We start from the raw sequence: 15,313 nt of genomic DNA on the forward strand, positions 1-15,313 counted from the left end.
TTATATGATTCAAAATCCTATTTTAACAGGTTTTAATCCTGATCCTTCGATTTGCCGTGTCGGCGATGATTATTATATTGCAGTATCCACTTTTGAATGGTTTCCTGGTGTAGGCATTTACCATTCAAAAGATTTAGCGAATTGGACACTTGTCCGCAGACCATTGGAGCGCCTTTCCCAATTGAATATGATCGGCAATCCGAATTCCGGCGGTGTTTGGGCACCTTGCCTGACTTATAGCGACGGCCAATTTTGGCTTATTTATAGCGATGTGAAAGTTGTTGAGGGGCAATGGAAAGATGGTCATAATTACTTAGTAAATGCTGCAAATATCGAAGATGAATGGTCGGAGCCAATATACTTGAATAGTGCGGGATTTGACCCATCTTTATACCATGATGAGGATGGGAAAAAATATCTTTTAAATATGGTATGGGATGCAAGACACCGTCATCATCCGTTTTACGGCATTAGTCTTCAAGAGTATGATCACGAAAAAAAATCCCTTGTCGGGGAGCGTAAAATCATATTTAAAGGCACAAACGCTAAGCTGACAGAGGCACCCCACCTTTATAAAATAGACGGTTATTATTATTTATTAACGGCAGAAGGGGGCACACGCTATGACCACCGTGCAACAATTGCCCGATCGTCATCTATTGATGGACCATATGAAGTGTCTCCACATAATCCATTAATTACAAGTTTCTTCACACCAGAGGAGCCTTTGCAGAAAGCGGGGCATGCGTCACTTGTCCAAACACATACGGATGAATGGTACTTGGTCTATTTAGTAGGACGTCCATTGCAAGATGAAAACAAGCCATTACTTGATCCGCGAGGGTATTGTCCTTTAGGGCGCGAAACTGCAATCAGCAAAATTGAATGGAGAGACGGTTGGCCTGTTGTAGTTGGCGGCAATTATCCACAATTACAAGTCGAGGCGCCTGCAATCTCGCCGCAACCAGTTGATGGGCCGGCACCAACGATTACGTATTTTGATAGTGAACTGCCTTTGGATTTCCAAACATTGCGCCAACCGATGGACAGTTTTGCATCATTGTTGGAACGGCCAGGATATCTACGCTTGATAGGGAAGGAATCCTTAACTTCAAAATTTCAGCAGGCATTCGTTGCGAGGCGTTGGCAGGACTTCCACTTCGAGGCGGAGACAAAGGTGGATGTAACGCCGACAACTTTCCAACAATACGCGGGGCTTGTTAATTACTATAATACGGAAAATTGGACTGCCCTTGATATTACATTCGATGAACAGCTTGGGAGGGTTCTTACAATTTTAAGTAACGACAATGCAGTCTTTAGTGCGCCTTTGGAAAAGCCGGTTGTGCTTCCTGAGGAAGGTGAGGTCTATTTGAAAGTTTGTGTCGCAGCGAATGCTTATCAATACAGTTATTCATTGAATGGGTTGGATTGGGAGGAGGTAGGACCAAGATTTGAAAGCTATAAGCTTTCAGATGATTATGTACAAGGTGGAGGTTTCTTTACGGGGGCTTTCGTCGGAATGCATTGCGTGGATTTAGAACGGCAATCTCTTCCGGCTGATTTTGAATATTTCAGCTATAAACCGTTATAAAACATATATAATTATTTCGGAATATGTTGTAACATAAGGGTTCTGCCGGGGCTGAGGCCATCGATGCATGAGCCCTATTTTTGTTTTCCGGATAAAATAAAGTTGTTTTCATGAGGAAATGAACTTATAGTTTCGGGGGATCGGTATACATGAAAAAAGAGATGCTAACCCAGCATCTCTTTATAGCAAACCCAAACACCATCCATTACTTTCTAAGTAGGCCATATCCACCATGAATAACTTTCACATCGGATGAAGTAATAAGTGCTTTTTCAACTTTTTGCTCAATATCTCCAATCACTTTATCTTTGAGTTTGCGTTTCAAGTGAAGAATCAAGATGCTTCGATTGGTATCTCTTCCTTCTCCATGCATGACCGTAACGGCTACGTTATGGCTCCGTAAGTAATCCGCCAACCCTTTACCTTCACTTTCATCCACAATGACTTGAATGGTAATAAGCCCTATGGCTAATTTGGATTCAAGCCATATCCCAATATAATTCCCGATTGCAAAGCCGATCGCATAAGCGACCATATTCGCAGGATTCTCGCTGATATCGATTAAAACAACACTTACTACCTTAAGCCAAATCAGAACTTCGATGAATGCAATTAAAGAAGAATATCCTTTCATCCCTTTTGAAATAAAAACAGTCCGAACCGTACTCAAAGAAACTTCAATAACTTTCGCAAATAAGATGATGATAAATTCCATATCGTATTCCTCCGGATTTTGAAAATTATGACCTTCGAAATTGTATAGCTGCGACTCTTATGATTAGTAGTTGATCGGTTCTATACTGTTTATTATCCTTAATGCTCCATTGTAAAACGTAGTTCAACCTAGTTTCATTGGAGTAAATAACGGTTATTATGCAGGAACTTAATGAATGATCCAGTGCTATCCGTGGAAGAAATCAGATTGATGCATTTTCAAAATTGCTAGTACCTATTTTTATGCAGTTCCACATTACCAACTAATGATAAAATGAGAATGCTTGTTCCGATTATGGAGACGAAATAAAAAAGGAGGGAGAAGGAAATAGATGAGAAGGGGACTGCTGAAGTGAGATTCAAAAAAGTGTCGTATGATGTGGAAAAAGAGCTGGGAATTGCCGCTCAAAACAAACTACCTTATTTTGAACAATATAGGGAAATGCTCAAAACAGGGAAAACCTTTACCCATGATATTGAATTATTGCAAAAAATCAATGATCGAAACAATTATAGAGATGAAGTCAGCAACTTTTTTGAAGAAAGATATTGGAAAAGTAAAAAATAAATTAAATAAAGAATTGGGGTATAAACATTTAATAGAAACCAAGCCTGCTCATCATGACACTTGAGCAGGCCTTTGGGACTTTTCATTTTCATTTGTTCTAGGTAACGTCAAGCACTCCATTTACTCCATCCGTAATCGCTCTTCTCTATTTACTTGGCGTCATTTGCCAGCGCAGTGAAAATTACACCTAACCCGTATGCTCCGGCGTCTGGGTAACCTAAGCTGCGTTCACCGACAGTTCCTGCGCGTCCCATCCGAGCAACAATTTGTTTTGTAGCTTCCGCACCTTGAACAGCCGCTTCTGCACCGCGTGTAAAGCTTTCCGCAAATGTTGCACCTTCAATTGCGGCATCACGCCAAGCCATCGTGCATGGTACGAGCGCATCAATTAACGTTTTATCACCGACAACCGCACCACGTCCAAATGATCGTTCGCCAATCGTTTGAATCCCTTGTACAGCGGCTTCCAACATCGCCGCAAAATCAGTAACTGTCAAAGCTTCTTTTCCTTCAACCGCTTTTCCTGCAGCACGGAAAGCAGAGCCCCAGATTGGACCGGATGCACCGCCGCAATGCTCCATAATAATCATCGAGCAATTAGATAGGAACGCACTCATCGAAGTTGCTCGCGTCAGCTCGGACCATTCACGTTTTAACTGTTTGAATCCTTTTGCGATACTCATTCCGAAATCGCCATCACCTGCATGGGCGTCGAGCTCGCAAAATGGCACTTCGTTCTCAATGATTACCTCGCTCATTTTATCGATATAATAGTGCAGGTTGTCTAGCGTAAATTGTCCGTCTTTGATGTTGGCAAACTGTTTGTCAGTTTCAACTTTAAATGAAGGTTCAGCCATTCCAGTTGTTTTCTTAGATTGGATTATTTGAATCGCTGCTGCCTCCCCATCTACTTTAAATGCGGGTGTTGAAGCGGGGGAATCTAAAAATTGTTTCAGCTCATCATCCATTTTCAAAAGTGATAAAGATGCACCCGCCATATCGATGCTCGTCATATAATTTCCTACAAATATCCTGTGGACATGGACACCTCTTTCAACAAGTGTTCGGATGACGCTATTGTTAAATACATATAATTCCTGAAGTGGCGTCGAACCAAAGCCATTAACCAATACAGCTGCTTCACTTACTTCCCCCAAATCCCGTAATAAATCATTTACCATCCGTTCAGCCAATGCATCGGCACTCATTGTTTTTTCACGTCGAATCCCGGGTTCGCCATGAATTCCAACGCCATACTCCATTTCTTCCTCTGCTAAAGTGAAGGTTGGAGTCCCTTTTGCTGGAACGGTACAAGACGTAAGGGCAAAGCCGATGCTTCGAATTTGCGCGGCAGCTTTTTCTGCAATTTTCTTGACATTGGCCAGATTCAACCCAAGCTCGGCTGCAGCCCCTGCAATTTTATGGACAAATATTGTGCCGGCAACTCCACGCCGTCCGACCGTATACAGGCTATCTTCAACCGCGATGTCATCGTCTACTTTCACGTAATCCACTAAAATACCGTCTTCTTCAGCAAGTGCAGCACCATTTTTGAAATTCATCATGTCGCCTGAATAGTTTTTAATAATCATTAAAACACCTTGTTCAGTGGCTACTTGTTTAATTGATTGATAGACCTGAATTTGGGAAGGGGAAGCAAAGATATCTCCGCAAACAGCCGCATCGAGCATCCCAGTCCCGACAAATCCTGCATGTGCCGGCTCGTGGCCGCTACCGCCGCCGCTTATTAAGCTCACTTTATTCTCTTTTCTATTGCGCCGTGAAATGACTTTATACTTTTCGTTTAGTTGTAGTTCGGGGTGGGCAAGCACAAGACCATGGCACATTTCCATTACTAAATCTTCAGCTTGGTTCATTAGTTTTTTCATCAATAAAACCTCCATTTATTAAAATCTTATATGGGAAAAATTGTCCTTCTTGTAAATAATAACCGATATTGCGTTTAAGGGGGGATGTAAACATTCTATCCGTCAAAGTTATGGGAACACCAACGTGAAGCTTAATTGAGGCAATCAAGAAAAACGCATCTGCTAGTTTACTTTATGTAGGGCTTGGCTGCAAAATGAAGAAATCGTTTTCTTACTATGTAAAGTGACGCCAACATTTAACGACCATGTTTTACTTCACCATTAAATTGCATTATGGAGATGTTCCACGGCAACGCATAATAGTTAAAAAAGGATGAAAACAAACAGCCAGTCGCGGTGGGATACCGTCAACTGACTGCAATGTAGGCTTGCTTTTTGTTGTCTCAATATTAATGCTCAGTACGATTAAATGTCCTTCTTAGACTGGAGTTAAATATCAACAAGTCATAAATGTAATTTCATCCAAATCTATTGCAACTTGTTGGCCATTCGGAAGAAAACCACCTAAACTTTTTTCTGCAATCGATGTGACATATACATCTAATGTTCTTCCGTCTCTTAATTGCATATTAGCCCATCTTTGTGTACAACCTCCGACAGTTGGCTGCGGGTAAGGTTGCGGATACGGTGGATATGGCTGCGGGTATGGGTATGGATATGGTTGTGGTTGAATTGAACCCGGACTTAAGTAAGGCTGTGGTTGGATGGAACCTGGGCTCAGTCGATATGGTTGCGCTGAACCTGGACTTTGCGGAAATGGTTGCTGTTGGATGGAACCGGGACTTAGTTGACGTTGTTGTGGTTGGATGGAACCTGGACTTAGCCGACGAAATGGCTGATTCATGAATACACTTCCTTCTCTTTTGTTCATTTGCCTAAATTTTAATCCTAAATATCTTATGTAGAGCATCATAAATTGTCTCCGCGAATGTCACGGTTTGATGATGAAAAAATACAAATACGATTTGTTTCATAGTGCAGCCAATCGGTAATTTTCCGCGTTACGGGTGCTTGAAATGGTGTATTCCTTGCCGAAAGGACTCACTTAAAGAAGAGTGGGGAAAACGCAATTTGATCAGTCATTCCGGAAAAATATTATGAATAGAATAAACTAGTTGTGCCTCGGAACTAATTTGATGCAGTTGTCTACTTTTTCGTGAAAAGTTAAAAAATACGAAGGAGTGAAAACGTGGGGATATTAAACAGTGATTACGCATTTTTGGAAGCCGATTATAGTAACTCGAGCTTGAGTCGGCTCCAATTAAAAGTTGGTAGCAATCGTGTACAAAGTACTGGCCAGTCCGTGGATGAAGGAAATAGCCTCAAAAATATGCTTATAGGGCTATTAATCAAGGTAAACCCAGTGGCGCCAATATTGGCATGGATACCGGCGGATATTTATTGTATTGTTTTTCTGATGACCGGGGAATTGCTGACGTTCTGAAAGTCCTTTCTTTTTATCGATAGCAAAATTTTGCAAGCAGTGTTAAGTTATCAGTCTAACGTCGGGAGTGTACCCTCCCGGCGTTTTCTAATGGCTTATGGACCTGTAACTCGAGCAGTCCAACATTAGATCAAAAACGAGCAGAGTGCCCATAGAAGGATTATCGGTGATTTTTGTTGAATAAGTCTTTGAATCAATTATGTCCAAATAAAATCAGGTAAAATCCTATTTTTGAGGTGATATTAAGTGTTAAGTAGTGTGAAAATTGAACAATTATTAACGGTTGAAGCGCACATTGTGGAACTTTCAAATCTTCTAATCCAAACGGTGGAAGATGGGGCATCGATTGGATTTTTACCACCATTGCATCCTACAGAAGCTAACGAATATTGGAAAGATGTCCTCAATACAGAAACGATTCTATTGGTTGCAAAAATAGATAATCATATAGTAGGAAGTATCCAATTGCATCTAAATACAAAGCAAAACGGCAGTCATCGAGCTGAAATCGCGAAACTAATGACTAATCCCAATTATCGTCGTATGGGCATCGGACGCCAACTCATGAAACAAGCGGAAGAGCGGGCGAAGCGGGAAGGACGGACAGTGTTAGTACTCGATACAAGAGAAGGTGATCCTTCTAACCTGCTTTATTCCGCACTGGGCTATATAGAGGCTGGTAAGATCCCTTATTATGCAAAATCGGCCAATGGTGAGTTGCATGCTACTGTTTTTTACTATAAAACCCTAATGGATTGATCGATTTTTGTATATCCATCAAAATTGGAACAATTATACAGTTGACCACGACCTCTCATTTATAGAAGGAGAGGGAGGAATTCATATAAAAAAAGTTGTCCTTTATTTATCAGTTAGTAGCAGTTTAATAATTTTAGGGTTCTATTTATTTCGATGGGGTTTAATTGATGCGTTTTCTGTATTCTTAATGCCTTTTTTATGGTTATTAACCGTTGGATTTTTCATTGTAGGACTCGTTTTATCGATTATTGGAGTTTTTAAAAATAAATATTGGAAGCCACTTTTGATACATCTTATAACAATACTATTATTGTTCCTTGTTCCTTTCAATGAGTTATCATTGAAATTCGATTTTTTGATGAAAAAGGAGGATAGAGTTGAGGTAATTTCCATGATAAGTAGCGGAAACCTACAACCTAATGTTTCTCATAATAAATCACTAATTAAGTTGCCCTATAAATACAATCAATTATCAAGTGGTGGAGGAGAAATTGTTGTCGAAAGACAGGGTGATGCTTATTCTGTCTTATTCTTCACATTACGTGGAATCTTAGATGGATTTTCAGGTTTTATTTATTCCCCGGATGGACTTAAACCGGGAAAGAATGATTTTGGTGGAGATCTTAAAGAGATTGATAAGCTAAATGAAAACTGGTATTTTGTTGTTTCGTATTAAAAATATTGATATTTCTAACAGAAGATAAATTATATCCTAGGGGGGATCACATGATTGAATCTTCTCTAATCTATTGGCTTTTTTGCTATATAATAGGCAATTTCATGACGGCATATGTCGTTGGCAAGATGAATCATGTTGATTTACGTCTAGAAAACAGCCGAAATTTAGGTGCGCGAAATGCTGGGCGAGTCCTTGGGCGTTGGGCATTTATTGTTACGTTATTAGGCGATGCCCTTAAAGGGGGGCTGGTCATCGGTTTAGGTCGCTCGATGGGCTTTGAACAATGGGTATTGGCGGGAGGCTTATTTTTTGTCATTGTTGGACATCTATATCCATTTTGGCTTAAGTTTCACGGTGGAAAAGGCGTGGCTACCTTCATTGGAGCCGGGTTATGTTTGGAGCCATCGTTATTTTTATGGATGATTTCAGGTAGCATTTTGCTGTTGCTGATTGTACGAAGCTTAACAGTCTGTATGCTTGGGGGGTTCACTTTATACATAGCGGGCATGGTATGGGAAGGGAGTTTGATGGCGCATTGCGGTGTTGTTCTATCAATCTGTTTGATTATATGGAAACATCGGCGTAACTTTTGGCATATTATGGGACAGCAGAAATGAGGGGGATATGATGTATTGGTGTAAAATCGCAACTACGGAGAAGGAGTTTGAGGGCATTGCTGCGCTAAATTATGAAACCTTCGTGGAAGAAATTCCACAGTATGAGCCAAATAAAACGAAACGAAAAGTGGATCGCTTTCATGAAGAAAATCAATACATAGTTGTTTATAAAGAAACAGAAATCGTTGGGATGCTTGCTTTTCGAGATAAGCGGCCTTTTTCATTGGACGAGAAAATCGGAAATGTTGAACGATACTTAGAAGAAGCGGATTGCGGGAAGTTGGCTGAAATACGGTTATTAGCAGTAAAAATGCCATACCGGACAGGACGGGTTTTCTTTCGCTTAATCCAGGCGGTTTATGCATTCGCCTATCACCGTGGCTATACGGCGGCCGTCATCTCAGGAACCACGAGGGAACAAAAGTTATATAAGCAGATGGGATTCGTTCCTTTTGCTGAAGCGGTGGGGACGGAAGAGGCGAAATTTGTACCGATGATTTTGACGAAAAATAAATTTGAACAAGCGTTGGAAAAAAGAATTTCAAAGGGAAACCACTTTACATTTTACCCAGGTCCAGTAAAGCAAAATGTACCTTTGTCTCATACGAACTTATCGCACCGTTCTTCCGAATTTATGGACATATACACAAGGATGAAACAACAATTGCTAAAAATCTCTGGAGCAAATCATATTTCGACTGTTGTCGGGAGTGGCACGCTGGCAAATGATATTATGTTGGGGCAATTAAAAGTTAATTGCGAGAAAAAGGGACTTATTTTAGTAAACGGTGAATTTGGTGAAAGATTGGTGGAACAGGCGCGAAGCTGGGACCTTCCTTTTGAGCAAATATCTTGGGAATGGGGGATGGCATACGAGACGGAAGTGACCGAACGGTATTTAGCATCAGGGGAAATTGAATGGCTTCTAATGGTCCATGGTGAAACATCAACCGGAACACTCAATGCCATTGAACCGATTCTGGAAATAACAAAACGTAATCATGTGAAATTATGTGTTGACTGCATAAGTTCTTTTGGGGCTATGCCTTTCTCAATGAATGAATTGTATATGGCTACAGCTGTAAGTGGGAAAGCGATCGGTGCAATGAGTGGTCTTTCCTTTATTTTTTCGCAGCAGCTTGCGAAGGAGGCAAAACTGCCTTCGTATCTCAATCTAGCCAAGTATCAACATTCCAAACCACCATTTACCGTACCCGCAACCCTTGTGGCGAATATGTTGGAGGCATTAAAAGAATATCCGCAACGTTATAGATTGTTGGAACAACGTTTTATGGAATTGCAAAATTTGGGGATAGTCGAGAAATATGGGATTCCGACAAATAATTACCCGATGATCGTAACGTTGCAACTACCGAATGAATTAAACGGGTTGCACAAAGATTTAAAGTTAAATGGAATTCTGCTGCACGCAGACAGTGCCTACTTGCGTGAGCGAGGCTTAATGCAACTTTCCACTATCCAGCCAGATTTTGAAGAAGCATTCAAACAGCTAAAAGAAATCCTCGGTTATTACTTATCTGTTATGGAAGATGCCCGCGTAAATTCATAACCTTGCATGCTAATCCGCTGAACTGTCGGATTAGCATATTTTTGTTGATAGATAAATAGGGGCGTAAGTCTTGGAAATAATTTTACCTATCAATAGAAAGCAGCTAAAGCTATACTATGCTTAATGTTAATTGAAGGAGATCAAGAAATGAATGAAAACGCTGGATTACCAACTGAATTAATACATAAGAATGAAAAGAAATATTTTTGGCTTGTCCTTAGCATTAGTATGCTGATTTATATTGTATTGGCATTGTCGATTGTTGGGATAGTTGTTTTGGTTCTACTGATGTTGGTGTCATTATTCTTTAACGCGCTAATGATTGGAAATATTCGTTCGAATGCAGTGAAAATCAGCCCTGATCAGTTCCCGGAAATTTTTGGGAAAGCAGGGGAGCTATGCAGAAAGATGCAAATCGATAAAATTCCAGATATTTATGTGCAGCAATCAGGTGGGATGTTAAACGCCTTTGCAACAAGGTTTTTTGGACGAAATATGGTCGTGATTTATGCAGAGATTTTTGAATTATACGGTACGAACGAGGAAGAGGAACTGAACTTTGTCCTGGCTCATGAACTTGCCCATATTAAACGTAACCATTTAACAAAACAGATGTTAATTTTACCGGCAATGTGGATACCCGGCGTTGCTGAGCTGTATTTGAGAGCGTGCGAGTATACTTGTGATCGTTACGCAGCCTACTACACTGAAAATAGTGCTGCGGCCAAAAATAGCTTAACAATGCTCGCTATTGGAAAACAACTTTATTTGCATGTTAATAAAGAACACTATATGAAACAATTAAATGAAGAAAAAGGGTTCATTGTTTGGCTAAGCCAAGTCTTATCAACTCATCCACCTCTACCAAAACGAATTGATGAAATTGGGTTGTTCTTTGGAGAGAAAGAAAAAGCACTGATTGAGCCAAACAAGATGAAAATTATTTGGTTACTGGTAAGTATTGCGATTTTCGGGTTTGGTGCTATTTTGTCAGCAGGGATTTACTATTTTGCGAATACAGGACTATTAATTGACCTGATGGACGATTATGAGGACGCAGAATATTACGAGGACGAGGGGTATTATGAGGAAGAAATAGAAATCTCACCATTCATCCAAGCGGTAGTAAATGGAGAAATCGAGCAAGTAGCGGCGATGATTGCTGAGGGGGAAGATGTTCACCAAGAAGACTATTACGGAAATACAGTCTTGGATTGGGCTGTGAAGAGTGGTGATGCGAAAATGGTGGAATTGTTGCTCGAGTCTGGAGCAGATGCAAATTACGAAAGTAGTTATGGAATGACGGCATTAATGACGGCCGCTGAAATGGGTGACCCGGAAATGGTTAAGCTGCTGGTTGAATCTGGTGGGGATCCAAATTATCAAGAATACAGCGGACTGACGGCATTAACTTATGCAATTCAAAGCTCGGATATGGAAACGGTTCAAACTTTACTCGACCTGGGAGCAGATCCAAGTTTAATTGATTCAGAAGGCATGAACGCCTATATGATAGCAATTCAGGCAGGGAAGCGGGAAATCGCGGAACTTTTGAAGTACGATAATTAATAAGTGATTGAGTAAAAAGCGTCCATCATAAGTGGACGACCAGATTGTAGACAAAGTCGATATTCGACTTTGTCTACATGTTTTTTTAGGTTATTTCCTTACAAATAAAGAGTTATTCATACTGTCTTGAAAACGCTTCGCAGACAAGGCGGGCAGTTGAGTGAAGAGATGAATAGAACATTACGTTCACGAGGGGACGAACGAGACAACCAACGCAGGATGAAAGCGTTCGTCAACAGTCTGAGCGTCCGTCATAAGTGGACGCCTTTTTATATAGAGGAGTATTTAAAAGGATAAACAACAGCAAAACTAGAAGTTATAAAAGGGAGCGCAGTCCGTCACGGTTTGGTTAATGAAAAAAGCACTTAATGGAGGTTTGATATGAAATTAATGGACCCTAGCAAGCTGGTCGATTGGTTGCCACCGCATTCCATCGCGTGGTATCAACAGCTAAGTGATTCTGTAGGAAAGTACGTTTACCCGTGGAATTCCACCCTGAAAGAACCAAACGGAGAGTCGATATTCGAAAGGGATGTGGCTCAAATGATAGTAAATAAGAAGGTATTGGATGTTGGATGCGGTCATGGAGAATTCACAATTAAATGCAGTGATACAGCCAAAGAAATAGTAGGCTTTGATATAACAGATCATTTCGTTCAAGTAGGTCAAGACCTGGCGAATAGAAAACCAAATGTGAAATTCATAGCGGGTAATAGTAAAGATGGATTGCCTTTTAAAAGAGATGAGTTTGATTGTGCATACATAAGAAAAGGACCAACCTCCGCCTATCCATTTTTGAAAGCAGTTGTCAAAAAGGATGGCTCGATTATCGGTCTACATCCCGGTGATGATTCAGGGAAGGAGTTGGCCATGCTATTTCCCAACCTGTTTGAACAGGTAAAAGGAACACCAATTTTAGATACCATTGAAAAAAGATTGGCTAGTAGCCATTTTTCTTCCACAAGCTTGGAAAACGTAACTAGTATCGAATTTATCAAAACACCAATCGATCTAATAAAACTTCGTTGCTTTGGCCAAAAAATTGCCATTTATGAAACAACGAAAGAAAAAAATCTATCAATTGTCGAAAAGATATTTGAACGAAATGCAACTGATGATGGCTTACCGATAACATTTTCACGTTATTTGGTTCGTATAAGTGTTTAATAGAATCTCGTTATTAAAATCGGCTGTTAGCTTTAAGTTAAGAGGTATACAGGATATTTTTATTAGCTTTCTATGCAAGGCCCCTTTTTTCTTTTTGAAATTATGTTGATGGTGCAGGTGCAATAGAACTTCTAAAAAAAAGAATAGGAACATATGTTCTTTTTGTGGTATGATATGTTTAAAAAGTGGGAGGGACTACATGCCTTTGCTTAATATCAACATCAAGGAGCGGATGGAGCATTATCAAGTGACTGGTTTAAGTGTATCTGTAATACGCAATCATGAAATTAGTTTTGTTGAAAATTATGGCTTGCGAGAAGCTGATACTCTGAAAAAAGTGAATAATGATTCGATTTTTAGTGCTTGTTCAATCAGTAAGTTTGTAACCGCCATGCTGGTAATGAAATTAGTACAACAGGGGTCTCTAGATTTGGATGAAGATGTAAACGTGAAATTGAAATCGTGGAAAGTCCCTGATAATCATTTTACAGTGAAGAGATGTGTGACATTAAGAAATTTACTTGGTCATCAATCAGGGATAACTGATCCGGAAAAGAGTTTTATGGAACTGAACTCGGATGGCCGGTATCCTACGATGGTTGAGTTATTAACAGGAAAAACCCCATATTGTGATGTTCCGATTGAAGTAAAGTATGAGCCGGAAACAGATTTTCAATATTCCGATGCTGGATTTTGTATTATCCAGCTCATCATAGAAGATGTGTTGGGAAAGTCATTCGTAGAAGTAATTGACGAATTAATCTTTCACCCTCTAAAAATGACAAACAGCACATATACTTTAAACCTTCCAGAGAAGTTTTATGAGGATTTTACATCAGGCCATAACAATAGTGGATGCTTAGCAGAAAATAACTATCCTATTTACCCATACCCAGCGGCTTCAGGTTTGTGGACAACTTCGAAGGATTTGTCACAACTAGTGCTTGAGTTGATGAATGCTTTAAAAAATAAAAGTAAGCTTGGAATTTCTGTCGAGCAAGCAAATGAAATGATACAAGCTCGAGGCTGTAAAGGTTGGAATGGGCTTGGCGTGTTTCTGGAAGGCTCGGGAATTGAAATTGAACTTTCGTCTCTTGGGTGGGGCGAAGGCTTCCAATCGATGTTGGTAGCTTTTCCTTTAAAAGGTGATGGTATCGTAATTATGACAAATACAGACTTAGGCGTCCACCAAATGAAAGGAATCATTGGTGAAATCTATCAATCATTCAACTAATTGCTTCAACCAAAATGGATAAAGGAGATGGACTTAATGACAAAACCACTATTAAAGGGGATGGAAGGTGTTTTTATTCCAGTTAAAGACCCAAAAACATCTGCTAAATGGTACGAAGAGATTTTAGGCTTTCAACTGGTTTATATGGAAGAAGAGGCGTGCGTCATGAGAATTCACGAAGATGCCCAAACTGTTGTATGCCTTGTTCGAACTGAGGACCACGAACCGATGAAATTCCCGAAAAATGATTTTGGAGTGGGCAAGTATTATAATTTCATTCCTGATGATATCGAAGAAACATATCAGTCCCTAATTAAAAAGAATATTAAAGTAAACAAAATGGATGGGGAAGGAACAAGTAAATTCTTTACGTTTTATGACCCGGACGGCAATCCTTTAGGTGTCTGTGGATAAACCTTTTTGCTCCAAGAGGGGCTGGGACAAAAACCAAAAACACTATTTTCCTCGAGTAGGAATATAGTGTTTTTTTGACGAAATGAAAATTGATTTCCATTGTGAAGGGGCGCAACCAACGACACTGCCCGAGCCTGTAGTCTCTCGTTTGTTCTGTGACGTGCACCCAGGAGTCGGCCCTCCACTTCAATCAATACAGTTTCCTAATATGAATTCTTCCATCGTTCATAGAATTCTCTATTTCTGTCCAGGTCTCTTTTTTTAACCAAAATAAACAATAAATATAAGTTGGAAATTAATAAAAAATTATTGAAATGCGATAAATTTTATGTTAAATTCAATTTAACAATAAGTAAGTGAGGTGCTTTTGAATGAAACGAGGGTCAACACTCTTCTTAAAAATATCTGTTATTTTTATAGGGCTTCCGGTTCTGGCAATATGTCTATTTTTATTGCCTCAGATAGCAGGTGAAGCTAATGCTGCAGTTAAAAAAGGTTCAGATTTGGCCTATGTGGTATATGGCATTTTAATGATTATGTATATTTCGGCGATTCCATTTTACTTTGCTCTATACCAATCTTTTATCCTCCTAACATATATTGACAAGAACCAAGCGTTCTCTCTAAACTCTGTAAGAGCTTTAAAGAAAATTAAAAACTGCGCCATCACAATCAGCGGCTTATATGTGGTAGCCCTGCCATTGATCTATATTTTAGCAGAGGTTGATGACGCACCAGGGCTCATACTTCTAGGAATGGTCTTTATCTTTGCTCCACTGGTAATTGCAGTTTTCGCTGCTGTTCTCCAAAGACTGCTGCAGGAAGCCATTAATATAAAATCAGAAAATGATTTAACGGTCTGAGGTGAAAACAATGGCAATTATAATCAATATTGACGTCATGTTGGCAAAAAGGAAAATGAGTGTAACTGAGTTATCGGAAAGGGTGGGCATCACAATGGCCAACCTTTCAATCTTGAAAAATGGGAAGGCAAAAGCGATTCGATTATCTACGTTAGAGGCGATTTGCAAGGCGCTGGAGTGTCAGCCCGGGGACATTTTGGAATACAAAAATGACGAAGTTGGTCACGGGTAA

15 protein-coding genes and 1 pseudogene are annotated in these 15,313 nt (G+C 39.9%); 13 read left to right on the plus strand and 3 right to left on the minus strand.

Translation table 11 applies throughout. The annotated features are described in order from the left end of the window. The first annotated feature begins 4 nt into the window (after positions 1 to 4). Positions 5 to 1,594, plus strand: a complete 1,590-nt coding sequence (locus CD33_RS14085; RefSeq protein WP_036201660.1) for a glycoside hydrolase family 43 protein — start codon at positions 5 to 7, stop codon at positions 1,592 to 1,594. Between the two features lie 205 nt (positions 1,595 to 1,799). Here the strand turns inward: CD33_RS14085 and CD33_RS14090 are convergent, their stop codons facing one another. Then, a complete protein-coding gene (locus tag CD33_RS14090; RefSeq protein ID WP_036201661.1) occupies positions 1,800 to 2,309 on the minus strand; it encodes a DUF2179 domain-containing protein in 510 nt (169 codons plus the stop codon). A 324-nt stretch (positions 2,310 to 2,633) separates the two neighbouring features. Between CD33_RS14090 and CD33_RS14095 the strand changes: the two are divergent. Further along, positions 2,634 to 2,876, plus strand: a pseudogene (locus tag CD33_RS14095) (metallophosphoesterase family protein); the annotation flags it as partial. Between the two features lie 149 nt (positions 2,877 to 3,025). Here the strand turns inward: CD33_RS14095 and dhaK are convergent. Beyond that, positions 3,026 to 4,765, minus strand: a complete 1,740-nt coding sequence (dhaK, locus tag CD33_RS19965) for a dihydroxyacetone kinase subunit DhaK (RefSeq protein ID WP_036201663.1) — start codon at positions 4,763 to 4,765, stop codon at positions 3,026 to 3,028. 436 nt (positions 4,766 to 5,201) lie between these two features. Continuing rightward, positions 5,202 to 5,609 carry a hypothetical protein gene (locus CD33_RS20600; RefSeq protein ID WP_084591377.1) on the minus strand — a complete coding sequence of 136 codons (408 nt, stop codon included), beginning with the start codon at positions 5,607 to 5,609 and terminating at the stop codon, positions 5,202 to 5,204. A gap of 345 nt (positions 5,610 to 5,954) precedes the next feature. Between CD33_RS20600 and CD33_RS14110 the strand changes: the two genes are divergently transcribed. The 11 genes from CD33_RS14110 to CD33_RS14160 all read left to right on the plus strand — a co-directional run bounded on the left by CD33_RS14110 (position 5,955) and on the right by CD33_RS14160 (position 15,313). Continuing rightward, positions 5,955 to 6,209, plus strand: coding sequence for a hypothetical protein (locus CD33_RS14110; RefSeq protein ID WP_036201665.1), 255 nt, complete (start codon positions 5,955 to 5,957; stop codon positions 6,207 to 6,209). A 246-nt stretch (positions 6,210 to 6,455) separates the two neighbouring features. After that, positions 6,456 to 6,968 (plus strand): GNAT family N-acetyltransferase, encoded by a 513-nt coding sequence (locus CD33_RS14115; RefSeq protein ID WP_036201666.1) that lies wholly within the window; start codon positions 6,456 to 6,458, stop codon positions 6,966 to 6,968. Positions 6,969 to 6,975: 7 nt separating this feature from the next. After that, entirely contained in the window at positions 6,976 to 7,644 is a 669-nt protein-coding gene (locus CD33_RS14120; RefSeq protein WP_052130259.1) for a hypothetical protein, read from the plus strand. A 50-nt stretch (positions 7,645 to 7,694) separates the two neighbouring features. Beyond that, positions 7,695 to 8,264, plus strand: a complete 570-nt coding sequence (locus CD33_RS14125; RefSeq protein ID WP_036201667.1) for a glycerol-3-phosphate acyltransferase — start codon at positions 7,695 to 7,697, stop codon at positions 8,262 to 8,264. Positions 8,265 to 8,274: 10 nt separating this feature from the next. Beyond that, on the plus strand, positions 8,275 to 9,834 hold the full coding sequence (locus CD33_RS14130; RefSeq protein WP_036201668.1) for a GNAT family N-acetyltransferase: 1,560 nt from the start codon (positions 8,275 to 8,277) through the stop codon (positions 9,832 to 9,834). Positions 9,835 to 9,981: 147 nt separating this feature from the next. Beyond that, the gene (locus CD33_RS14135; protein ID WP_036201669.1) at positions 9,982 to 11,403 is read left to right on the plus strand and encodes a M48 family metallopeptidase; all 1,422 of its coding nucleotides are present in this window, start codon (positions 9,982 to 9,984) and stop codon (positions 11,401 to 11,403) included. Between the two features lie 381 nt (positions 11,404 to 11,784). Beyond that, positions 11,785 to 12,570 carry a class I SAM-dependent methyltransferase gene (locus tag CD33_RS14140; protein WP_036201670.1) on the plus strand — a complete coding sequence of 262 codons (786 nt, stop codon included), beginning with the start codon at positions 11,785 to 11,787 and terminating at the stop codon, positions 12,568 to 12,570. 199 nt (positions 12,571 to 12,769) lie between these two features. Further along, positions 12,770 to 13,804, plus strand: a complete 1,035-nt coding sequence (locus CD33_RS14145; RefSeq protein WP_036201671.1) for a serine hydrolase domain-containing protein — start codon at positions 12,770 to 12,772, stop codon at positions 13,802 to 13,804. 36 nt (positions 13,805 to 13,840) lie between these two features. Next, complete coding sequence (locus CD33_RS14150; protein WP_036201672.1) at positions 13,841 to 14,218, plus strand: VOC family protein; 378 nt, start codon at positions 13,841 to 13,843, stop codon at positions 14,216 to 14,218. Positions 14,219 to 14,589: 371 nt separating this feature from the next. After that, the gene (locus CD33_RS14155; RefSeq protein ID WP_036201673.1) at positions 14,590 to 15,081 is read left to right on the plus strand and encodes a DUF2975 domain-containing protein; all 492 of its coding nucleotides are present in this window, start codon (positions 14,590 to 14,592) and stop codon (positions 15,079 to 15,081) included. Between the two features lie 10 nt (positions 15,082 to 15,091). After that, on the plus strand, positions 15,092 to 15,313 hold the full coding sequence (locus tag CD33_RS14160; RefSeq protein ID WP_036201674.1) for a helix-turn-helix domain-containing protein: 222 nt from the start codon (positions 15,092 to 15,094) through the stop codon (positions 15,311 to 15,313).

This window comes from Ureibacillus sinduriensis BLB-1 = JCM 15800 (assembly GCF_000772955.1).
Taxonomy (GTDB): Bacteria; Bacillota; Bacilli; order Bacillales_A; family Planococcaceae; genus Ureibacillus; species Ureibacillus sinduriensis.